The organism is Rhodococcus sp. 05-2254-6 (genome assembly GCF_002258565.1).
Lineage (GTDB): Bacteria > Actinomycetota > Actinomycetes > Mycobacteriales > Mycobacteriaceae > Rhodococcoides.
This window is the reverse complement of the sequence record NZ_NOZF01000140.1, coordinates 23,328-44,960: the sequence shown is the minus strand read 5'-3', so window position 1 is coordinate 44,960 and position 21,633 is coordinate 23,328. Positions and strand designations below refer to the sequence as shown.

At 66.4% G+C, this 21,633-nt stretch carries 19 protein-coding genes; 1 reads left to right on the top strand and 18 read right to left on the bottom strand.

Annotation, left to right across the window (positions count from 1 at the left end):
* The 6 genes from CH256_RS18185 to CH256_RS18160 form a co-directional block, all read right to left on the bottom strand.
* Complete coding sequence (locus tag CH256_RS18185; RefSeq protein ID WP_094670215.1) at positions 1–1,335, bottom strand: dihydroorotase; 1,335 nt, start codon at positions 1,333–1,335, stop codon at positions 1–3.
* Positions 1,332–2,279, bottom strand: a complete 948-nt coding sequence (locus tag CH256_RS18180; protein WP_094670214.1) for an aspartate carbamoyltransferase catalytic subunit — start codon at positions 2,277–2,279, stop codon at positions 1,332–1,334. The genes CH256_RS18185 and CH256_RS18180 overlap by 4 nt, the downstream gene beginning before the upstream one ends.
* On the bottom strand, positions 2,276–2,863 hold the full coding sequence (gene pyrR, locus CH256_RS18175) for a bifunctional pyr operon transcriptional regulator/uracil phosphoribosyltransferase PyrR (RefSeq protein ID WP_094641904.1): 588 nt from the start codon (positions 2,861–2,863) through the stop codon (positions 2,276–2,278). The genes CH256_RS18180 and pyrR overlap by 4 nt, the downstream gene beginning before the upstream one ends.
* Positions 2,864–3,002: 139 nt before the next feature.
* The gene (gene nusB, locus CH256_RS18170) at positions 3,003–3,557 is read right to left on the bottom strand and encodes a transcription antitermination factor NusB (RefSeq protein WP_094670213.1); all 555 of its coding nucleotides are present in this window, start codon (positions 3,555–3,557) and stop codon (positions 3,003–3,005) included.
* Between the two features lies 1 nt (position 3,558).
* On the bottom strand, positions 3,559–4,122 hold the full coding sequence (efp, locus tag CH256_RS18165; protein WP_027496978.1) for an elongation factor P: 564 nt from the start codon (positions 4,120–4,122) through the stop codon (positions 3,559–3,561).
* A 77-nt stretch (positions 4,123–4,199) separates the two neighbouring features.
* On the bottom strand, positions 4,200–5,303 hold the full coding sequence (locus tag CH256_RS18160; protein ID WP_094670212.1) for a M24 family metallopeptidase: 1,104 nt from the start codon (positions 5,301–5,303) through the stop codon (positions 4,200–4,202).
* 106 nt (positions 5,304–5,409) lie between these two features.
* Here CH256_RS18160 and CH256_RS18155 point away from each other — a divergent pair, with 106 nt between their 5' ends.
* The gene (locus tag CH256_RS18155; RefSeq protein ID WP_094670211.1) at positions 5,410–6,069 is read left to right on the top strand and encodes a B-4DMT family transporter; all 660 of its coding nucleotides are present in this window, start codon (positions 5,410–5,412) and stop codon (positions 6,067–6,069) included.
* An 89-nt stretch (positions 6,070–6,158) separates the two neighbouring features.
* Here the strand turns inward: CH256_RS18155 and aroB are convergent, their stop codons facing one another.
* The 12 genes from aroB to CH256_RS18095 all read right to left on the bottom strand — a co-directional run bounded on the left by aroB (position 6,159) and on the right by CH256_RS18095 (position 21,422).
* Positions 6,159–7,271 (bottom strand): 3-dehydroquinate synthase, encoded by a 1,113-nt coding sequence (aroB, locus tag CH256_RS18150; RefSeq protein WP_068050562.1) that lies wholly within the window; start codon positions 7,269–7,271, stop codon positions 6,159–6,161.
* A gap of 14 nt (positions 7,272–7,285) precedes the next feature.
* Positions 7,286–7,837, bottom strand: coding sequence for a shikimate kinase (locus tag CH256_RS18145; RefSeq protein WP_068050563.1), 552 nt, complete (start codon positions 7,835–7,837; stop codon positions 7,286–7,288).
* Positions 7,834–9,021, bottom strand: a complete 1,188-nt coding sequence (gene aroC, locus CH256_RS18140; RefSeq protein ID WP_094641913.1) for a chorismate synthase — start codon at positions 9,019–9,021, stop codon at positions 7,834–7,836. The genes CH256_RS18145 and aroC overlap by 4 nt, the downstream gene beginning before the upstream one ends.
* 12 nt (positions 9,022–9,033) lie before the next feature.
* The gene (locus CH256_RS18135) at positions 9,034–9,606 is read right to left on the bottom strand and encodes a prepilin peptidase (RefSeq protein WP_231893997.1); all 573 of its coding nucleotides are present in this window, start codon (positions 9,604–9,606) and stop codon (positions 9,034–9,036) included.
* A gap of 138 nt (positions 9,607–9,744) precedes the next feature.
* The gene (locus CH256_RS18130; RefSeq protein ID WP_373454842.1) at positions 9,745–10,584 is read right to left on the bottom strand and encodes a shikimate dehydrogenase; all 840 of its coding nucleotides are present in this window, start codon (positions 10,582–10,584) and stop codon (positions 9,745–9,747) included.
* Positions 10,559–11,965 (bottom strand): endolytic transglycosylase MltG, encoded by a 1,407-nt coding sequence (locus tag CH256_RS18125; RefSeq protein WP_094670209.1) that lies wholly within the window; start codon positions 11,963–11,965, stop codon positions 10,559–10,561. The genes CH256_RS18130 and CH256_RS18125 overlap by 26 nt, the downstream gene beginning before the upstream one ends.
* Positions 11,962–12,492, bottom strand: coding sequence for a Holliday junction resolvase RuvX (gene ruvX / locus CH256_RS18120; RefSeq protein ID WP_068050567.1), 531 nt, complete (start codon positions 12,490–12,492; stop codon positions 11,962–11,964). Before ruvX ends, CH256_RS18125 begins: the two co-directional genes overlap by 4 nt.
* 5 nt (positions 12,493–12,497) lie before the next feature.
* Positions 12,498–15,167: an alanine--tRNA ligase gene (gene alaS / locus CH256_RS18115; protein ID WP_094670208.1), complete on the bottom strand. Its 2,670-nt coding sequence runs from the start codon at positions 15,165–15,167 to the stop codon at positions 12,498–12,500.
* A gap of 43 nt (positions 15,168–15,210) precedes the next feature.
* Positions 15,211–16,518: a replication-associated recombination protein A gene (locus tag CH256_RS18110; protein WP_255183163.1), complete on the bottom strand. Its 1,308-nt coding sequence runs from the start codon at positions 16,516–16,518 to the stop codon at positions 15,211–15,213.
* Between the two features lie 148 nt (positions 16,519–16,666).
* A complete protein-coding gene (locus tag CH256_RS18105; protein ID WP_094670207.1) occupies positions 16,667–17,836 on the bottom strand; it encodes a kinase in 1,170 nt (389 codons plus the stop codon).
* A 155-nt stretch (positions 17,837–17,991) separates the two neighbouring features.
* Positions 17,992–18,891, bottom strand: a complete 900-nt coding sequence (locus CH256_RS18100; protein WP_094670206.1) for a transglutaminase family protein — start codon at positions 18,889–18,891, stop codon at positions 17,992–17,994.
* Positions 18,891–21,422 carry a circularly permuted type 2 ATP-grasp protein gene (locus tag CH256_RS18095; protein WP_373454843.1) on the bottom strand — a complete coding sequence of 844 codons (2,532 nt, stop codon included), beginning with the start codon at positions 21,420–21,422 and terminating at the stop codon, positions 18,891–18,893. Before CH256_RS18095 ends, CH256_RS18100 begins: the two co-directional genes overlap by 1 nt.
* Positions 21,423–21,633: the final 211 nt, after the last annotated feature.

Here is a 21,633-nt window from a genome sequence, read left to right as displayed (position 1 = left end):
CTACTCTCCCGCTCTGTTCGCCACTGAAGCTCTGTTCGCCACGACTCCGTCGCGAACGGTGATTCGTCCGCGCAACACCGTCGTGGTCACCTTCGAGGAGAAGGTCATGTCCTCGAACGGCGTGTTGTGTGCGACACTGGCCAGCTTCTCGCCCGAGACCGTCCAGCTCGAATTCGCATCCACCAGCGTCAGATTGGCGATCTCACCGACCTCGATGGGCCGTCCCTGATCAACCAGTCCGACGATTTCGGCAGGACGCTCGCTCATCACCCGCGCCACGCCGCGCCAATCGAGCAGGCCCGGGGTCACCATCGTGTCGACGACGATCGACAGTGCGGTTTCGAGCCCGAGCATCCCGGGACGGGCGATCGAGAACTCACAGCACTTGTCCTGTTCGGCATGCGGCGCGTGATCGGTTGCCACACAATCGATCACACCGTCGGCCAGGCCCTTGCGCAGGGCGTCGACATCGGATTTCTCGCGTAGCGGCGGGTTCACCTTGTTGATCGCGTCGTACGTCTCGAGCCGCGAATCGTCCAGCAGCAGGTGATGCGGGGTGACCTCGGCAGTGATCGAAATACCCTGTCCGCGTGCCCATTTCATCAGCTCGACGGTTCCCGCGGTGGACGCGTGGCAGATGTGCACCCGCGCACCCGCGTCACGGGCCAGCAGGGCGTCGCGCGCGACGATCGATTCTTCTGCCGCGCGTGGCCAACCGGCCAGTCCGAGCCGCGCCGCAGTGGGGCCCTCGTGGGCGACGGCACCGACGGTGAGCCTGGGCTCCTCGGCGTGCTGAGCGATGAGGACACCGAGCGAACTCGAGTATTCCAACGCCCGACGCATGATCAGTGGATCGTCGACGCAGTGGCCGTCGTCCGAGAACATCTTCACCCGGCCGATTCCCGCTGCCATCGTGGCCATCTCGGCGAGCTGCTTTCCCTTCAAACCGACCGTGATCGCACCGACCGGGTGGACGTCGACGAGGCCCACTTCCTGTCCTCGACGCCACACGTGGTCGGTGACCACCACCGAGTCGGCAACCGGATCGGTGTTCGCCATCGCGAACACCGCGGTGTAGCCACCCAGAGCCGCTGCCGCCGAACCGGATTCGATCGTTTCGGTGTCCTCGCGGCCGGGCTCGCGCAGGTGCGTGTGCATGTCGACGAACCCGGGCAGCAGAATCTGGCCGCGGGCATCGACCACCTCGGCACCGTCGGCGTCGAGGTCCGCACCGATTCCGGCGATCTCTTCGCCGGAGATCAGAACGTCGGTCTCGGGGCCCTCGCCGTACAGCAGCACGCCGCGGAGCAGGACGGAGGTCGCAGGTGCGTTCACGATGCACCCCCGTCCGAACCGACCAGCAATCGGAACAGCACCGCCATCCGCACGTGAACTCCATTCGTAACCTGTTGCAGAACTGCAGTTTTCGGAGAATCGGCCACCGAGGACGCGATCTCCATACCGCGAAGCATCGGACCCGGGTGCAGGACGACGGCGTGCTCGGGCAGCAGGTCGAGGCGGCGCTGCGAGAGCCCGTACGTGATCGAGTACTCACGAGCGGAGGGGAAGAACCCGCCGTTCATTCGCTCGGCCTGCACTCTGAGCATCAGCACCGCGTCCAGACCGGGCAGTTCGGCGTCGATGTCGTGCGAGACCCGCACCGGCCAGCCGGTCACTCCGACGGGCAGCAGAGTCGGTGGTGCGATAAGCACCACTTCGGCACCGAGCGTGGCCAGCAGGATCGCATTCGAGCGCGCCACCCGGCTGTGCAGGATGTCGCCGACGATCGCCACCCGACGGCCGGCGATGTCCCCGAGTCGTTGACGAACCGTCAGGGCGTCGAGCAGGGCCTGGGTGGGGTGTTCGTGGGTACCGTCGCCTGCGTTGATCACCGCCGGGCCGCCACCAGTTCCCTGATCGGCGGTCCATTGAGCGATCTGGTGCGCAGCACCCGATGCCGGGTGTCGGACGATCAGGGCGTCGGCTCCGGCGGCGCGCAACGTCATCGCGGTGTCGCGGAGCGACTCCCCCTTCGACACCGACGAGCTGCTGGCGCTGACGTTGATGACATCGGCGCTCATCCACTTGCCTGCGACCTCGAACGAGACGCGGGTGCGCGTCGAGTTCTCGAAGAACACCGTCATGATGGTGCGTCCGCGCAGTGTCGGTAGTTTCTTGACCTCGCGGCCGAGAAGCGCCTGCTCGAATCGTTCGGCTTCGTCGAGGATCTCGGTGGCCGATTCGGCCGTCAGGTCGGCGACCGAGAGCAAGTGCTTCATCGAGCGGATCCTCCCTCGGACAGGCTGACCCCGTCGCGGCCGTCGTGTTCGGAGAGCAGCACCGACACGTCTTCGGTGCGCGCTGTGGGGACGTTCTTGCCGACGTAGTCCGCACGAAGTGGAAGTTCGCGATGGCCGCGGTCGATGAGGACCGCCAGCTGCACCGCACGGGGGCGACCGAGGTCACGCAGTGCGTCGAGCGCGGACCGTACGGTTCGCCCGGAGAACAGTACGTCGTCGACCAGTACGACCAGTGCGTCGTCGACGCCGCCTGTGGGCACCGAGGTGCGCTCGAGTGGTCGGTGCGGCTTGTTCCGCAGATCGTCGCGGTAGAGGGTGATGTCGAGGGACCCGAGCGGAGGCCGCACGCCCGAAAATGCCTCGATACGTTCTGCGAGTCGTTCCGCCAGCGTGGTCCCACGCGTGGGGATGCCCAGTAGCACCACGCGCGGCGAGTCCGCGGCGTCGAGGGCCGTCTTCTCGATGATCTGATGGGCCATGCGGGAGATGGTGCGTCCCACATCGGCCGAGGACAGCAATTCGCGAACGGCGGGGTTCGCGGACGAGCTTTCGGGCGCAGGCAAACTACGACCTCCTTCTCCGCCTCTCTGGACGGATCGTTAAAGGATGTCTGACAACAACTGCGTAGAGCCTAGCAACGCTCTGCGAACCGAGACCAGCAGGCTCGCAGAGCGTTCGGTCACACGTGCGTCGACCGTGCGATCACTGCTCGGCGTCGACCGACGCTTCACCGGACGCATCGGACTGGGTACGGCTCGAGACGGCCGCGGCCGCGGCGCGTACCTGCGGCGCGACCAGGACGATCTGACCCAGCACGCCGTTGACGAAGCCGGGCGAATCGTCGGTGGAGAGCTGTTTGGCCAGCTCGACGGCTTCGTCGACGGCGACGACCGGTGGCACGTCGGTGGCGTGGAACAACTCCCAGACGGCGACGCGCAGGATCGCCCTGTCCACCGCAGGCAGACGGGTGAGCGTCCAGTCCTTGAGGTGATCGGCGATCACGCCGTCAAGGCGATCGAGATTCTCGGCTACGCCCTCGACCAGCGTCTTGGTGTAGTCACTGACGGGAGCAATGGTGTCGTCGCCGCGTGCGAGTTCGATGCGCTCGGTGGTCAGGTTCACCGGGTCGACGTTGCGCGCCTCCGCCTCGAACAGAAAGTCCACCGCCCGCTTGCGGGCCTTGTGACGCGCACCCAGCTTCTTCGCACCGGGAGCACCGTTCTGCGAGGCGGAGGATGTCGACTTCTTCGATGACACGTTAGGAGTTCACACGCCCGAGGTAGTTTCCGTCACGTGAGTCGACCTTGAGCTTGTCGCCGGTGTTGATGAACAGCGGCACCGAGATCTCGGCTCCGGTCTCGAGGGTCGCCGGCTTGGTGCCGCCGGTGGAGCGATCGCCCTGCAGGCCGGGATCGGTATGCTTGACCTCGAGCTCGACGGTGACGGGAAGCTCGACGTACAGCGGAACACCCTCGTGCATGGCGACCTGAACGCGGAGGTTCTCGAGCAGGAAGCGTGCGCCGTCACCGACGGTGGCCTCACCGATCGAGAGCTGGTCGTATGTGTCGGCGTCCATGAACACGTAGTCGCTGCCGTCGTGGTAGAGGTACGTCATGTCGCGGCGGTCGACCGTTGCGGTCTCGACCTTCACACCGGCGTTGAACGTCTTGTCGACGACCTTGCCCGAGAGCACGTTCTTGAGCTTGGTCCGCACGAATGCGGGTCCCTTACCGGGCTTGACGTGCTGGAATTCGATGATCGACCACAGCTGGTTCTCCAGGTTGAGAACCAGTCCGTTCTTGAAATCGCTGGTGGAAGCCACTTGCTTCGCGTCTCCTCAATCGTTTGTGCGCGTGACGCGCCGTCGGTCACGGGCTTGGATTCGCTCCCGCCCGCGCGCTAGACGGACGTGAGTTCCTTGCTTGTCAGGGTGAGCAGTTCCGGACCCCCGTCGCGAACGACGAGTGTGTCCTCGATCCGAACGCCGCCGCGACCGGAGAAGTAGACACCCGGCTCGACGGTGACCGCTGCACCGCTCAGCAGTGTACCGGTGCTCGTCTTCGCGATTCCCGGCGCTTCGTGGATTTCCAGGCCGACGCCATGGCCGAGCCCGTGGAGGAAGTACTCCCCGTACCCTGCGTCCTCGATCACCGAGCGTGACGCGGCGTCGACCGAGGCGGTGGTCACTCCCGGTGCCAGGGCGTCGCGACCGGCAGTCTGCGACCGCTGCACCAGCTCGTACAGATCGCGCTGCCACTGCGCGGGACTACCGATGACGAAGGTTCGAGTCATGTCCGAGTGGTAGCCGCCGACGAGTGCACCGAAGTCGAGCTTGACGAAGTCGCCGTCGGCCAACACCGCATCGGTGGGCCGGTGGTGCGGGACCGCCGAGTTGGCACCCGCCGCAACGATGGTCTCGAACGAGATCGCATCGGCACCGTGGTCGAGCATCGCCGATTCCAGCTCGCGGGCGACCTCACGCTCGGTCCGGCCTGCCCGGATGCCGCCTCCACCGATCAATCGAGCCAGGGCCTCGTCGGCGGCGCGGCAGGCGTCCCGGAGCAACCCCACCTCGAACTCGTCCTTGACCATGCGCAAGGACTCCACGACACCCGGTGCGCGGACCAACTCCGCAGCACCGTCGAGCTCGGACCACGCGCGATGGGCGTCGACGGTCACCACGTGACTCTCGAAACCGATCCGGCCGCCGCTACCCGACACGCCCGATCGAAGCAGGTGTATCGCCGACGCCCGGTCGATCTCGGCCCGCAGACCCGGCACCTGCTCGGCCACCTGGGTGACGTACCGACCGTCTGTGCAGATGACCGTCCGATCCTCGTCACCGGCCGAATCGTCCACCGAGACCAGTAGCGCGGCGTTGGACCCGGTGAATCCAGTCAGATATCGCACGTTGAGAAGATCGGTGATCAGCATCGAATCGAGTCCGTCGGCGGCCAACAGTTCTCGTAGGGCACCACGACGGGCACCGAAATCGGCAGGCATGAGCCCGACATTACCGGTCGCCCCACAGGCTCCCCCTCCCTCGACCGGCTCGTCGAACTTGTGGGCCCCGACACACAAACTTCGACGTGCGGATATGCTGTGCCGCATGACTGGGTGGGCAGTGCGTGGCATAAGTATGGGATTGGTCAACGCCGTCGTTCGACTGCTGCTGGGGGCAGCAGTGTCGATGTGGCCGCTGAGCGGATCGGCACTGCGCTGGGTGGCATACGCCCTCGTGCTGCTCGTCATCATCGTGTGGGCCGGCATCGATGGAATCCGCGACCGGCGCAAGCATCCCGACCCCGAGGACGGCGAGGACCTCACCATGGTCTGGCTCAAAGCCGCTGTGGTCGGTGGACTCCTCGGTGGTCTCCTGAGCTGGATCGTCGACTTCTTCGTCGACTTCAGCCTGGGTCAGAACGGTCTGGTCTTCGAGCTCACGTCCGGAGCCGCGTTCACGATTCTCACCATCTTCATCGGCGCCAGCGTCGCGGTGTTCGTGGGACGACAGATCGTCAACCGCGAGGCCAAGAAGAAGTTGGCCACCTCGGACGCCGAACGTGCGCACGACCGCCAGCTGGTCAACGCCGGCCAGGAGAACCGTTCGGGTCAGGCAGAGGCGACGCGGACCGAACCCACGCGGACCGAAACGCAGTGGGCTCCCGAGCACGGCGACGCCGACACCGAGGTGTTCTCGGCAGTGGACGCGGACGGCAAGCCGCGGCTCGACAAGCGCGGCCGCCACGGCAGCGCCGACGGTTCCTGACTCCCCTACATCGACCTACGGGCGGTGATCGACGCTGTACGCGTCGATCACCGCCCGTTGTCGTCAGGCCCCGAGACGGGCCGACGGCGTCACAACATGATGGCCGACCCACCTGCGGCCGGGGCCTCGCGGCCGACCGCGGAGAATGCAGCGACGAGCAGTGCCGGATCCGGACCTTCGAGCCGTCCGGGCTTGGCCAAACCGTCCAGAACCACGAACCGCAGCAGCCCGGCCCGGTTCTTCTTGTCCGTCTGCATGCCCTTGAGCAGATCCGAGAACGCATACTCGTCGTAGGTGACCGGCAATCCGACCGATTCGAGAATCGAACGGTGGCGGTCGGCAGTGGCGTCGTCCAGGCGTCCGGCCAGACGTCCCAGCTCGGCCGCGAACACCAGACCGACCGACACCGCGGCACCGTGACGCCACCGGTACTGCTCCCGCCGCTCGATGGCGTGCGCGAGCGTGTGCCCGTAGTTCAGGATCTCGCGCAGGTTCGACTCACGCAGATCTGCCGCCACGACCTTCGCCTTGACCTCGACCGAGCGCCGAATCAGCTCCGGGAGCACGTCGCCGGTCGGATCCAGCGCCGCGGCAGGATCGGCTTCGATGATGTCCAGAATCTTCGGATCGGCGATGAATCCGGTCTTGATCACCTCGGCCAGGCCCGACACGATCTCGTTCTTCGGCACGGTCTCCAGGGTCGCCAGATCGATCAACACGGCAGCCGGTTCGTGGAAGGAGCCGACGAGGTTCTTGCCGGCATCGGTATTGATGCCGGTCTTGCCGCCCACGGCCGCGTCGACCATGGCCAGCAGCGTCGTCGGGACGTGGACGATACGAACTCCGCGCATCCAGGTCGCGGCCACGAATCCGGCCAGGTCCGTCGCCGCTCCGCCGCCCAGGCTGACGATGGCGTCGCTGCGAGTGAGACCGATTCGGCCGAGAACCTCCCAGCAGAACCCGGCCACGGCCAGATCCTTGCCGTCCTCGGCGTCCGGAATCTCGATGCGATGAGCGTCGATTCCCTTGTCCGCCAACGCCGCTCGCACTGCTTCCGCGGTCTCTGCCAGCGGAGGCTGGTGGAAGATCGCCACGGTGGCCGTTCCGGCGAGCTGGTCGACGAGATCCGTCAACAGACCTCGGCCGATGATCACCGGGTACGGGTTGGCAGTCTCGACCTGGACGCGCACTGGCTCTGTCATCGAATCACCTTCATCTACTGGGGGTTTTTCTCGTTCGCATCGCGCCCGGGAACAGGGGCGATGGCGGTCAGCTTCGACACCAACTGGCCCACGACCCGAGCGGGGCTGCGACTGTCGGTACGCACGCGCACCGTGGCCACCGATCGATAGAGAGGTCGCCGATGACGCATCAGTTCCTGGTACTTCGCACGCGGATCAGGACCGGCGAGCAACGGCCGAACCGTGTTCGCACCGGTACGCCGAAGCCCTTCGGCCACACTGATTTCCAGGTACACCACGGTGTGCCCGGACAGCAGAGCGCGGGTCGCGGGCGACAGCACAGCACCACCGCCGAGGGAGACGATCCCGTCGTGCGAGGCCAGAGCACCGGCGACTATCCGCTCCTCGATCTGCCGAAAGGCCGGTTCGCCGTCGTGCGAGAAGATATCGGCGATCGTACGACCGGTGTCTCGCTCGATGGCCACATCGGTGTCGAACAGGTCCAGGTCGAGAGCCTGTGCCAGCCGTCGACCGATCGTCGACTTGCCTGCTCCCGGCGGTCCGACGAGGACCGCGTACGGGGTCATCGTGGAGGTCGGGCGGCGGTGCCCTTCACGTAGTGGTCGACGTTACTCGTCGTCTCCGCCAGCGAGTCCCCACCGAACTTCTCCAACGCTGCCTGCGCGACGACCAGGGCGACCATCGTCTCGGCCACGACACCGGCAGCCGGAACAGCGCAGACATCCGAGCGCTGATGAATGGCCACCGCCTCGTCGCCGGTCGTCATGTCGACCGTTGCCAACGCGCGCGGAACCGTCGAGATGGGCTTCATCGCCGCCCGCACTCGCAGTGCCTCACCGTTGGTCATACCGCCCTCGATGCCGCCTGCCCGGTTGGTCGAGCGCAACACACCGTCCGGACCGGGCTTGATCTCGTCGTGAGCGACGCTTCCGCGTCGACGCGCGGTCTCGAAGCCGTCCCCGATCTCGACCCCCTTGATGGCCTGGATTCCCATCAGGGCCGCGGCGAGTCTTGCGTCGAGCTTGCGTTCTCCGGAGACGAACGACCCGAGGCCGACGGGCAGACCGTGCACCACGACCTCGACGACGCCGCCGAGGGTGTCACCGTCCTTCTTCGCTGCTTCGATCTCGGCGATCATCGATTCTTCGGCGGCCTTGTCGAAGGCGCGAACCGGAGATGCGTCGATCGCGTCGAGGTCCGCTCCTGCGGGCGGCGGCCCGACATAGGGGTCGGATGCCCCGATGGAGATCACGTGGGACACGACATCCACTCCGAACGCCTGCTTCAGGAACAGGCGGGCGACGGTGCCGATGGCGACCCGGGCGGCTGTCTCACGCGCGCTGGCGCGCTCGAGCACCGGGCGAGCGTCGTCGAAGCCGTACTTGAGCATCCCGGAGAAGTCGGCGTGGCCGGGCCGCGGCCGCGTCAACGGGGAGTTGCGCGCGAGATCCGCGAGCACTGCCTCGTCGACGGGATCGGCCGACATCACCTGCTCCCACTTGGGCCACTCGGTGTTGCCGACCTCGATCGCGACCGGACCACCCATCGTGCGTCCGTGTCGGACACCACCGGTGAGGGTCACTTTGTCGGCCTCGAACTTCATGCGGGCACCTCGGCCGTAGCCGAGGCGACGGCGAGCAAGTTGAGAGGCAATGTCGTCCGAGGTCACCTCTACTCCCGCGACCATTCCTTCGAGAATGGCGACGAGAGCGGGTCCGTGGGATTCTCCGGCAGTTATCCAGCGCAGCACTCGAACATCTTTTCACGCCAGGGACGCCGCGGATGCCAGCAGGGTGGCCGCGCACATGGACGGGCCGTGCGGGATGCGGGCTCGCCGGTGCCCCAACGCCGCGGTGATCGACCCCACCACGGCAGTTGCCACCGGTGCCGACAGCGCGGCGATCGCCCATCCTCCCCCGCCGCCGACGCACGCGATCGAGCCGACCGACCAGGCGAGTTTGACGTCCCCCGCTCCGAACGCCGCGGGCGCGAGAAGGTGAACGACGAGATAGATCGCGAACAACAGAGCACCGCCCAGCAGTGCCCCCGGCGAACCGGTGAACACGAGCGCGATCGTCACCACGACCGCCCCGGGGACGGTCAAGGCGTTCGGCAACCGGCGTCGCTGCAGGTCGACCGCGCTGAGTGCGGCGAACCACCACGTCGTCACGCACAACGGAACCGCGTACTCGGTACCGCCGAAACGCCACCAGACCCATCCGGTACCGATCGCAGACAGCAGCGGCAGGAGCCGAGGACTCCATCGGACCAAACATCGGCGCATCGTCAGCCCCACAACGGCACCGACCACGACCGCACCACACACGACAATCATGACCGAAGGCTTGCACCACGGCAGCGATCGACTGTGACGAAAGCCCAGGTGGAACATTGCCCTGTGCACAACTCGGGGCCTGTGGACAACTCGCGGCCCGTGGACTACTCCGGCCCGTGGACTACTGCCGGCTCGAACTCACAACGCGGCGAACAGTGCGTCCCGCATGATCGCTCGCGGCGCGGGCCTGCCGGTGAACTGTTCCACCTGCCCGTACGCCTGATTGAGCAGCATCGACAATCCGCTGATGACGGTTCCACCGGCCGCGTCCACGGCAGTTGCCAGGGGCGTCGGCCAGGGATCGTAGATGGCGTCGAGGACCAGGGGCGCCTGGGCGAGATCCGACGCGATGTCCGCAGCCCCGGCCGCGGGCACGGTGCTGACGAGCACAGCGGACTCCGCTGCGACGGTGGCGAGCCGAGGGTCGGTCATGTCCGCGAATTCCGCGCGCATCCCCGCGGCGACGGCGCAGTCCAGTGTGTCTCGGGCGCGGTCGGCCGACCGCGCGACGACAGTGACCGCAGTCGCTCCGAGTCCGGCCAGCGCCACGATCGCCGGCCTCGACGTTCCTCCTGCGCCGACCACCGTCACGGTGCGACCGGACAGGTCCTCGATTCCGGCGTCGCGCAGTGCACCGATTATCCCATCGACGTCCGTGCAATCGGCGCGCCAGCCCGACTCGGTGCGCACCAGGGTGTTCGCCGAGCCGGCCAGAACTGCCCGCGCGGTGCGCTCGGTCGCGTACGCCAGAGCCGCGACCTTCCCCGGCATGGTGACCGACACGCCGACCCATTCGGGACCGAAACCGTCGAGCAGGCCGGGCAACTGCTCACCGGTGCAGTCGATGCGCTCGTAGGTCCAGTCGGCGAGGCCGAGCGCGCGGTACGCGGCACAGTGCAGCACCGGCGACTTCGAGTGTTCGACAGGGCTTCCGAGTACAGCGGCGCGCACGTCAGCGGCCGCTGTCGAGGAAGCCACCCTCGACCTTGGTGATGTTGGCCAGGTGTTCCTCGTAGCTGCGGGTGAACAGAGTTTCGCCCGCCTGGTTGATGGTCACGAAGTACAGCCAGTCACCGTCGGCGGGCATCTCGACCGCCTGCACCGCTCCGATACTCGGCGAGGAGATCGGAGTTGCCGGCAGCCCTTCGCTGGCATAGGTGTTCCACGGGGTGACGCGGGCGCGATCGGCGTCGGTGGTGGCCACCTCGGTCGTGTCGAGCGAGTAGTTGACCGTCGAGTCGAACTCGAGCTTCTGCGGCACCGCGAGCCGATTGAGGATCACCCGGGCCACCTTGCTGAAGTCCTGCGGCAGCGACTCCCGCTCGACGAGCGACGCAGCGACGAGGGTGTCGTACGGAGTCAGCCCGGAGTTGGCACCCGCGGTGAGGATTCCGGTGTCCTCGTAGCGGGTCGCGCTCTCGGACACCAGCTGCTTCAGAATGTCGGTCGGAGCCGCGCTGGGATCGAAGTCCCAGGTTCCTGCGGCGATCAGGCCTTCGAGCTGGCGATCGCGGTCCGGGACTCCCTCGACGCGATCGGTGGCCCAGTCGGGCACGCCCAAGGCGGCCGGGTCGTCCACGGCTCCGGCCACGTTGAGGTCGTCGTAGCTCACGCAGGTGGGGGTTCCACTGCCGGTTCGGTCCACGCAGCTGGCCTCGGAGATCAGGGTGTAGATGCCCTTCTTGACGGCACCGGTGTTCACGTCGCGCGCGTCGTGCAGCTGCCGGCCCTCCGAGATCACCATGTTGCCCACCCGGGAGGCGGGGTCGACCAGTTCGTTCACGGCCTGCGAGGCAGGCACGTTGCTGGCGAGCAGATAGAAACCGGGTTGAACCGAGGTGATGGCGTTGTTCAGGAGCGCCGCTTCGAGGAAGGCTCCTGAGCTGGCGACCACACCCTTGTCCGCTGCCTGGGTACCGATCTGTTGTGCGGTGTCGTTGGGATGAACCTGAATCACCACGCCGTCCCCCGGTGAGCCCGCGGTGAAGTCGGCGTTCGGTGTCGTGCGATTGCCGAACTTGCTCACTGCGAAATACGCTCCTCCCGCAACGGCTACGACCAGTACGAGACCGAGCACCAGAGCGACCAGGCGGCCGCGGCGCTTGCGGCTGGAGGCAGCTCGGTCCTTCCGGGTCGCGGCACGGCTGCGGCCGACCTCCTGTGGCAACGCTCCGCGCTCGGCCTCGTGCTCCCGATCTGCGTCACGAGAGGACCGGGGATGCGGCTCCTGACGCTGCGGCGGGCCGTGCACAGTGCGGTGGAACTCGCTGCCCTCGTCCACGCGATAGCCGATCGGGTCGGTGTGCGCCTCGTCCGAGCGCGCATCTCGCCGGTCCCGATCGGACCCTTCGTAGTTCACTCGTCGACCTCCGTCGATCCTGAATTGTTCGCTGCACGATCCGATACGGCACGGCGCTCGTCGAGCCAGCCCTGCAGTATGGCGACCGCCGCAGCCTGATCGATCACCGATCGTTGGTTCTTGGCTCGCACTCCACTGTCCCGTAGCGCGCGCGATGCACTCACGGTAGTCAGTCGCTCGTCGGCCATCCGAATCGGCACATCACCCAGTCGCCGGTGCAGGGAGCGGCCGAATTTCTCGGCTGCGTCGACGGCGTTGCCGCGCTCTCCGCGCAGCGTCCGAGGAAGCCCGATGACGATCTCGACGGCCTCGTATTCGGCGACGATCTCCGCCACCCGCGCCACGTCCGGGGCGTCGGGACCCTTGATCTTCGATCGCGGCACGGTCTCGACCGGCGTGGCGAGTACACCGTCGGGATCGCTCGAGGCGATACCGATGCGCACACTCCCGACGTCGATGCCGATACGACGGCCGCGGCCGGGATCGTCGACTCCTGGCCGATCGGGGCCGCGCCCCTGAGCTACCACGATCGTCAGTGGGTGGTGAGTTCGGTCAATCGAGCCCGGGCTGCGTCGATACCGGCTGGAATTCCGGCGACGTCCGATCCCGAACCCTGAGCCAACTCGGGCTTGCCGCCGCCTCGGCCACCGATACTCGGACCGAAGGCCGCCACCAGATCGCCTGCCGCGATGCCTGCATCCTGAGCTGCCTTGTTGGTCGAGACCACGAACGGGACCTTGCCGTTCACGGTGCCGAACAGCACCGCCACGGCCGGATCCGCGCCCAGCCGGCCTCGGATATCGGTGACCAAGGTGCGCAAGTCGTTGCCGCCGACGCCGTCCGGTGCCTGCGCGATGACCGCTCGCACGTCGCCGAATCGCTCGGCCCTGCCGACGAACTCCCCTGCCGAGGCCAGCACTGCGGCAGCCTTGACCGCGTCGAGTTCCTTCTCCGCGACCCGCAGACGCTCGACCAGGGTCTCGATGCGGGCCGGAACCTCCTCGGACGGCACCTTCAGCGAGGACGCGATGCCGGCCAGCAGCGCGCGTTCCTTGGCGAGATAGCGGTACGAGTCGAGACCGACGAAGGCTTCGACTCGGCGCACTCCCGAGCCCACGGACGATTCACCGAGAATGGTGACCGGGCCGATCTGCGACGAGTGCTGCACGTGCGTACCACCGCACAGTTCCATCGAGAACGGTCCGCCGATCTCGACGACGCGCACTTCGTCGCCGTAGTTCTCACCGAACAGGGCCATGGCGCCCATCTTCTTGGCACTGTCGAGGTCGGTGACCATGGTGTTGACCGCGAAGTCCGAGCCCACCGCGTCGTTGGCGACGTTCTCGATGTCGTCGCGCTGCGCCTCCGAGAGCGCTCCCTGCCACGAGAAGTCGAACCGAAGGTAGCCGGGCTTGTTGAGCGATCCGGCCTGTGTCGCGTTCGGCCCGAGCACCTGTCGCAGTGCCGCGTGCACCATGTGGGTACCCGAGTGGCCCTGAGTCGCGCCCTTACGCCACGCGTGGTCGACGTCGACGTGCACGGTGTCGCCCTCGGTGATCTGACCCGACTCGACCACCGACTTGTGCGTCCAGAGCTTCTTGGCGATCTTCTGCACGTCGTTGACCTTGACGCCGAGGCCGGGTGCAGTGATCGTGCCGATGTCGGCGATCTGGCCACCGGACTCGGCGTAGAGCGGGCTGCGGTCGAGGATGATCTCCACCGAGTCTCCCGCAACCGCGGTCGGTACGCGGACGCCGTTCGAGATCAGGGCCAATACCGTTGCCTCGGAGCCGAGTTCGTCGAATCCGGTGAACTCGGTCGGCGAACCGTCGACGAAATCCTTGTAGACCGTGAGGTCTGCGTGTGCGTGCTTGCGGGCACGGGCGTCGTCCTTGGCCCGGTTGCGCTGCTCGGCCATCAGCGAGCGGAAACCGTCCTCGTCCACCGACAGGCCGGCCTCGGCGGCCATCTCGAGCGTCAGATCGATCGGGAAACCATAGGTGTCGTGCAGCGCGAATGCCTCGGCACCGCCGATCTTCTTCGCGCCCGACGCCTTGACTGCCTCCGCCGCTCCCTCGAACAGCCGCGAACCCGAGGTCAGGGTCTTGAGGAACGCCGTTTCCTCCCCCACTGCGACGGTCAGAATGCGATCGAAGTCGGTGACCAGATTCGGGTACGACTCGGCCATCGTGTCTCGTACGACGGTGACGAACTGCGCCATGGTCTCGTCGGGTGCGCCGAGCAGGCGTGCCGATCGGACGATGCGGCGCAGCAATCGGCGCAGCACGTAGCCGCGACCGTCGTTGCCGGGATTGACTCCGTCGGAGATCAGCAGCGCGGCGGTCCGGGCGTGATCGGCGATGACTCGGAAACGCACGTCGTCGTCGTGGTTGGCACCGTAGGCGCGTCCCGAGAGTTCCTCTGCCTTGGCGATCACCGGTCGGACGAGGTCGGTCTCGTAGACGTTGTCCACGCCCTGCAGCAGGAAGGCGACGCGCTCGACGCCCATGCCGGTGTCGATGTTCTGCTTCGGCAGCGGACCGAGGATCTCGAAGTCGTCCTTGCTGATTCCCTTGCCGCGTTCGTTCTGCATGAACACGAGGTTCCAGATCTCGATGTACCGATCCTCGTCGGCCTCGGGACCGCCCTCGGCACCGAACTCGGGTCCTCGGTCGTAGTAGATCTCCGAGCACGGGCCACAGGGTCCGGGAATGCCCATGGACCAGTAGTTGTCGGCCATTCCTCGGCGCTGAATTCGCTCGTCGGGGAGGCCTGCGATCTCCTTCCAAAGCTCGATCGCCTCGTCGTCGTCGAGATACGCGGTGGCCCAGATGCGCTCGGGATCGAACCCGTATCCGCCGTCCTCGATGCTGTCAGTCAACAGAGACCAGGCGTGCCGAATGGCGTCTCGCTTGAAGTAGTCGCCGAACGAGAAGTTTCCTGCCATCTGGAAGAACGTGTTGTGGCGGGTGGTGATACCGACGTTCTCGATGTCGAGCGTGCGCACGCACTTCTGGACGCTCGTCGCCGTCTTGTACGGCGGTGTCTGCTGACCGAGGAAGAACGGCACGAACGGAACCATGCCCGCATTGACGAACAGCAGATTGGGGTCGTCGAGGATCAACGACGCACTGGGTACTTCGGTGTGTCCCGCCTTCACGAAATGGTCGAGGAAACGCCTGCGGATCTCATGGGTCTGCACGGATACAGGTTAGCGTCGTCGGACCCCGCACCGACTCGAGGGCCTATCGGCCTCGGATGATGCGGCGCAGTTTCCCGACCCTGGTCGCGATTTCCCGCTCGGCACCGTGCTCGGTGGGCTCGTAGTAGTTCACGCCCACCAGTTCGTCCGGCGGATACTGCTGCCCCAATACGCCGCCAGGACTGCTGTGCGGGTACCGATACCCGACGGCGTTCCCCAGCCCTTGAGCTCCCTTGTAGTGGCCGTCGCGCAGATGCGGCGGCACCGATCCCGACTTGCCTGCAGCCACGTCGGCCATGGCAGCACCGAGTGCGCCGATCACGGCACCGGATTTGGGCGCAGTGGCCAGATGAATCGTCGCCTGCGCCAGCGCCAACCGTGCCTCGGGCATACCGATCATCTGCACGGCGCTGGCAGCGGCCGTCGCGGTCTGCAGTGCCGTGGGGTCGGCCATCCCGATGTCCTCGCTGGCGTGCACCACGAGACGTCTCGCGATGAACCGCGCGTCCTCGCCTGCCGTGATCATCCGCGCAAGATAGTGCAGGGCGGCGTCGACGTCGGACCCTCTGATCGACTTGATGAACGCGCTGATGACGTCGTAGTGCTGATCTCCGTCGCGGTCGTAACGCACGGCGGCCTTGTCGACACTGGCCTCGACCGTCGCGAGGTCGAGCATCCCGTCGGTTGCAGCGCCCGCTGCCGCCTCGAGTGCCGTCAACGCCCGTCGGGCGTCGCCGGCAGCGAGACGCACCAGGTGATCCATCGCGTCGTCGGCGATGGTCACCGCACCGTCCAGTCCGCGCGGATCGTTGGCGGCGCGAGTGAGCAACAACTCGATGTCCTCGGATGCCAGCGGCTGCAACTGCAGAACCAACGACCGGGACAGCAGCGGCGACACCACCGAGAACGACGGGTTCTCCGTGGTCGCAGCCACCAACAACACGATCCGATTCTCGACGGCAGCGAGCAGTGCATCCTGCTGCGTCTTGGAGAATCGGTGCACCTCGTCGATGAACAGCACCGTCTGCTCGCCCGAGAGCAGTCGGCGGCGCGCGAGTTCGATGACGTTGCGTACTTCCTTGACACCGGCCGAGAGAGCCGACAGCGCCTCGAACTTGCGTCCGGTAGCCCCCGAGATCAGCGACGCCAGCGTCGTCTTACCGGTTCCCGGTGGACCGTAGAGCATCACCGAGGACGCACCGGAGCCCTCGACCAGCCGGCGCAGCGGTGCGCCCGGAGCCAACAGATGAGACTGCCCCACCACCTCGTCGAGGCTCGTCGGACGCATACGGACCGCCAGAGGTGCGTCGGGCCTGACGTAGGTGGACGTGGGACGGGACTCGGCGATCATCGCCTCCGGGGGCGCAGGCGCGTCGAACAGTCCATCGCCCAACTCGTCGCTCCCCGAGATGTCGCCGCCGGAGAAGTCACTACCGATGCCGCCGCTCACCCGTCGAACGCTACCGATGCGACCGGCGGATGCGCGAACGGCGTCTTCCTCAGCGCTCCCACTTGGTGCGCAGAGCGGTGCCGACCGACGTCGCGTAGTCGGCGATGTCGGTCTCACCGACGCGCGCGGCACTGTCTGCCAGCGCCGTCCACCGCGAAATCAGTGCCTGCGACCGCGGAACCGACAGGTGGTGAGCACGCGCCGCTGCGATGCGCGTGTGGTCGTCGGGCAGGAACCAGTAGGTGCTCAGCCACACCCAGATCAGACGCGCGTCGAGAATTTTGCTCGCCAGCGTGGTGTCGTCGGCCAACGCGGGCCATATCCCCACCACTTCCGAGCGCCACGCGTCGATCATCGCCTGCTCGCGATCGTGTGAGAGCTCGAAGCTGCACAGGCAACCTGGGAACGACGCCAACGCGTAGGTAATGTCGAGGGTGGCGTCACGAAATCCGCCCCACTCGTAGTCGAGGAACCGCACGCCTTCGTCGTTGACGATGATGTTGTCGGGACACAGGTCGGACGGGCTGAAGGCGCGGAAGGCACCGTGCGCGAACAGTCGCCCGCTGCGAGAGACTCGATCGAGAATGGCATCCGGAGTCGTTCCGACGCCCAGACGATCGGTCAGCAGGCCGGGGACCTCGGCAAGAGCGTCGGGTATCTGGGCGGAGATCCCGTCGGTGGAGTCGGGTTGTCCCACCCGTCGCAGCAGAGCGGCGAAATCGTCCTCACGGCCGACGGTGGCGGCGTGCATGCGGCCGAGCGCCTGCGCCATGGCCATCAAGGAATTGGTCACCGCGGCTTCGTCCGAGTTGCGCAGCAGAGCAGTGATGGGACTGGCGTCGCCGAGATCGCTGAGCACCAGCAACCTCGCGTCGAGGTCGTATGCGTGCAGCTCGGGTCCGGGCCTGCTGTCCGTGGCCAGAGCGTTGGCGAACTGGTACGACGCCGCCTCGCGCAGGAAGGCGCTGGAACCGGAGATGTCGGCGAGCTCGGCATGCAGTTCCGATTCGGCGGGCAGCTCCCGGACCTGCTTGATCACCAGGGTGCGGGGCAGCTGAAACGGGTTCTCGGACACTCTGACTCGCAACACGATCGCTTGACCGCTACCCCCCAGATTCACCGGGTCGATCAACGTCACCGGAGCTCCGGTGCGTTTGGTGAGGAGTCGCTGGGCTGCTGCTACTACCTCTGATACAGGGTCTGCCAGTGTTGCGGTCATCGATATCCAAGCTACCCGTTCGGTGTGTTCTGCTGTGCCGTCTCGGTGACTACGAATGGGAAACGATTGTCCGTTTTGCGGCTTTTCGCACGTTGCATTCGTAGATTCGACCAGATGGTCGGTTACCCCCGAGCCACCGAATTATGCCGGGTTCGCTACTGCGGTGCAACGTCCACCGATACGGCGATGGTGCTCTCCTCCGCTTCGGTGTAGATCACTCCGCGCAGGGGCGGCACGTCGGCGTAATCGCGTCCCCACGCCACGGTCGCGTATCGCTCGTCGACCAGCTGATCGTTGGTGGGATCGAAGGCGAGCCACCGATCGTTCGGCATCCACACCGCAGCCCATGCGTGGGTCGCGTCGACACCGATCATCCGTTCCTTGCCGGGCGGAGGTTCGGTTGCGAGGTATCCCGACACGTACCGGGCCGCCAGACCCTGGGACCGCAAGCACGCGATCGCAAGGCGAGCGAAGTCCTGACACACTCCCGACCTCGCGGCGAGGACGTCGACAACGGTGGTCGAGACCGTCGTCGAGCCGGAAAGATAGCGAAAGTCGGTGAAGATCCGATGCGTCAGATCGACGACGACGTCCGCGAGGGGACGACCGGGCCAGAAGCTGGGGGCCGCGTAGGCGCGCACCTCGTCGGCTATCTCCGGAGTCGGCAGATCGAGAGCGAACTCCACGGCCGACGCGCGGGCCGGATCCGCAGGCACGCTCGCATCGAACAGCGCCATCCGAGCCGACTCCCAGGATGCCGTCGCCGGCCACGACGTCGTCTCGTCCGCCGGACGAGGATAGACCTCCACCAGCGAATCCGCCGTGACCACCAGCTTCTCGTGGTCGTGCGTGACGTGGAAGTACACGTCCTCGTTGCCGTAGACGTCCACGCCGAAGGATTGATCGGTGGGAGCCGGCTCCACCGTGACCGACTTCTCCAGACAGTGCTGCCCGTCCATGTCGCGGGGCGCGAGGAATCCGCGCCCGTAGGACGAGGTAACGCGGTCGGAATACGTGTAGGTGGTGATGTGCTTGATTCGGTACCGACGACTCATCACCGCACTCCGTTCGCAGTTCGGATGTTGGCGCTGCCCCACAGCGGCTGCGTGCCACCGGGCAACGACATGTGCGTGGCGAGGACGACGCGGGACAATTCCTCCAGCGAGTCGTGGATGCCGTCCACCAGCTCGAGCAACTCCACTCGCCTGCCGTTCGCATCGACCGATTCCAGATCGCCCGGGTCAACGCGCCGCAACCGCACCCGCATCTGCTCGACGAGCTGCTCGGGCCGCGACGTACCCGAGGCGTCGGGCAACGAACCCAGGTCGTCCCGCAGCCGATCGAGCTGGTAGACCAACGCTCGCGGGTTGCCCTCGTCGAACAACAACAGTTGCGCGACGGCAGCCGGACGCGCGCGCCCGCTGTTGCGTCTGCGGTAGATCACCGAGGACTCGGCCGCGGACAGCACCGAATCGATGACCGCTTGTTCGGTGGACGGCGTGAGAGCGTGACTCAGCGTGGCCGAGAGCAGCGCAGTCAGCTGCAGACCACGCTCGATCCGTTTGCCTGCATCCATCAGGTACCAGCCCGCGTCTCGCACCATCGATTCCGATGCCAAGCCGGCCAGCGCAAGCAACCCGCGCAGCACACTCGACTGCGACGACGCCAGTTGCGCGCCGTTGTGAACCGGCGACTCGGCCAGCTCCTCGAGCGCGGTGTCGATGCGATTCAGCACCGCCCAGGTGTCGTTCGAGAGCTGGTCGCGCACCGCGCGCGCCGCTTGCTGCATCCGATCCACCGATTGGGCCAGCGAACCCAGACGTCCCGTGGAGAGCATCAGCGAGCGCATTTCCACGCTCGCATCACCGCGGTTCTTCTCGTCGAGGAATCCCGGCCAGGTGCGCGAGACCTTCGTGACCGCTTCGAGAAGGATCGGCAGACTCTCGCTGCCTTCGAGCCACGGCATCGAGCGGTAGTCCTGATTGCGTTCGCGCGCGGCGATGAGCAGTCGAGTCATGTCCTCGGCACGCTCGCTGTAGCGGCCGAACCAGAACAGGTCGCCGAGCACACGCGGGGAACTGACGACATCGACGTTGGACGCGGCGTACTGCGGCAACTCCTCCACCGTGGCGGGCGGGGTGTGCGGAGCGGAGTCCGCCGGGGTGACCCGTTCCACCGACTTGACCCATACGTCCTTCGACGCCACCGTGATGAGCGGTTCGGTGACCGGTGCGGTGAGCACCACCTGCCCCAGGCCGCCGCGCATCGGCGTGTACCCGCCCCGCTGGGCAACCGTGAACAGCCGCATCCCCACCTGCGCCGGTGCCACCGACAACTGCGAACCCGAGCCGCCGTCGATCGACGAACCGACCGGAGCCAACGAGAACTCGGGGACTTCCTGCCCGGTCCACTTCCATGGCTCGGCGAGAATTCGCTTCCACAGCTCCTCCGCGGCGACGTCGGTGAGATCGTGCCCCACCACCGTGCGACGTGAGGTGGTAGAGCGCAGCACCAGCGAACGCATCCGGCTTCCGATGTGCGAGAGCTGATCCGGGTCGCCACCCCAATAGGTCTGTACCGAACCGAGAATCAGATCCTCGTCCAGCAGGGCACGGCTCAACGCCGGAAGCAACGGAAGAAGAGCCGGGTTCTCGAGGACACCACTACCGAGAGTGTTCACGACGCTCACGGCCCCACGCCGCAGCACTTCGACCAGACCGACGACTCCCAGATGCGAATCCGGGCGCAGATCGAGTGGGTCGGCGAACTCGGCGTCGACTCGGCGCAGCACCACATCGACCCGGCGCAGCTTGCCGAGCGACCGCATCCACAGACAGCCGTCGCGGACCACGAGATCGGCATTCTCCACGAGCGGAAAGCCGAGAACCGTTGCGAGATAAGCCTGATCGAATGCCGTCTCGGAATGCGAACCGGGACTGAGCACCACCACGACCGGATTCTCGGCCGATGCGGGTGCCGCATCGCGAAGCGCCAGACGAACCGCCCGAGCGAACGTGGACAGCGGCCTGGGATTGCTGGCCTGGAACAACTCCGGCATCGCGCGCGACATCACCCGCCGATCGGCGAGCGCGTACCCCACTCCCGACGGTGCCTGCGTGCGGTCGGCGACGACCCGGAATTCGCCGTCGGAACCTCGGGCGACATCGGCGGCATGCATGAACAGCTGATGCGGCCCCGGAACGGTGATCGCATGCGCCGTCCGCAGATAGCCCGGGTTGCCGAAGACCAACTCCGGCGGAATCAACCCCCGACGAACGGTTTCCTGAGCACCGTAGATGTCGGTGAGCATCGCATCGAGCAACATCGACCGCTGAACCAAACCTGCTTCCAGACGGTCCCACTCGTCGGCCGCGACGACCAACGGAACACTGTCCAACCCCCACCGAACAGCACTGGGCAACGCCTCGCTGCCACCCGACGGAATCGGGTTGTACGTGATGCCGTGGTCGTCGACCAGACGGCTCACCCGCGACTGCAACGTCTGCATGGCACCCGAGCCGGCCTCGCGCATACCGTCGATTAATTCCGCCCAATGCGGACGGACGTCGTCGTCGGCATCGAGCATCTCGTCGAACCGATCGACACGACCGGTCACAGCCTCACGCCGACCGCGATACGCGAGCCACGGCGACCCGGCACCACTCGAAACGTCGTCGTTCCTGCCGGCACCACTCGAAACATCGTCGTTCCTGCCGGCTCCACTCGAAACATCGTCGTTCCTGCCGGCACCACTCGAAACATCGTCGTTCCTGCCGGCACCACTCGAAACATCGTCG

What these genes read in the sequence shown, in the direction of transcription:
- CH256_RS18180 (WP_094670214.1), bottom strand. Translation starts at nt 2,279, where the DNA reads ATGAAGCACTTGCTCTCGGTCGCCGACCTGACGGCCGAATCGGCCACC.
- CH256_RS18160 (WP_094670212.1), bottom strand. Translation starts at nt 5,303, where the DNA reads ATGCCTGCCGATTTCGGTGCCCGTCGTGGTGCCCTACGAGAACTGTTG.
- CH256_RS18155 (WP_094670211.1), top strand. Translation starts at nt 5,410, where the DNA reads ATGACTGGGTGGGCAGTGCGTGGCATAAGTATGGGATTGGTCAACGCC.
- aroB (WP_068050562.1), bottom strand. Translation starts at nt 7,271, where the DNA reads ATGACAGAGCCAGTGCGCGTCCAGGTCGAGACTGCCAACCCGTACCCG.
- CH256_RS18145 (WP_068050563.1), bottom strand. Translation starts at nt 7,837, where the DNA reads ATGACCCCGTACGCGGTCCTCGTCGGACCGCCGGGAGCAGGCAAGTCG.
- CH256_RS18135 (WP_231893997.1), bottom strand. Translation starts at nt 9,606, where the DNA reads ATGATTGTCGTGTGTGGTGCGGTCGTGGTCGGTGCCGTTGTGGGGCTG.
- CH256_RS18110 (WP_255183163.1), bottom strand. Translation starts at nt 16,518, where the DNA reads ATGATCGCCGAGTCCCGTCCCACGTCCACCTACGTCAGGCCCGACGCA.
- CH256_RS18105 (WP_094670207.1), bottom strand. Translation starts at nt 17,836, where the DNA reads ATGACCGCAACACTGGCAGACCCTGTATCAGAGGTAGTAGCAGCAGCC.
- CH256_RS18100 (WP_094670206.1), bottom strand. Translation starts at nt 18,891, where the DNA reads ATGAGTCGTCGGTACCGAATCAAGCACATCACCACCTACACGTATTCC.
- CH256_RS18095 (WP_373454843.1), bottom strand. Translation starts at nt 21,422, where the DNA reads ATGCTCGATGCCGACGACGACGTCCGTCCGCATTGGGCGGAATTAATC.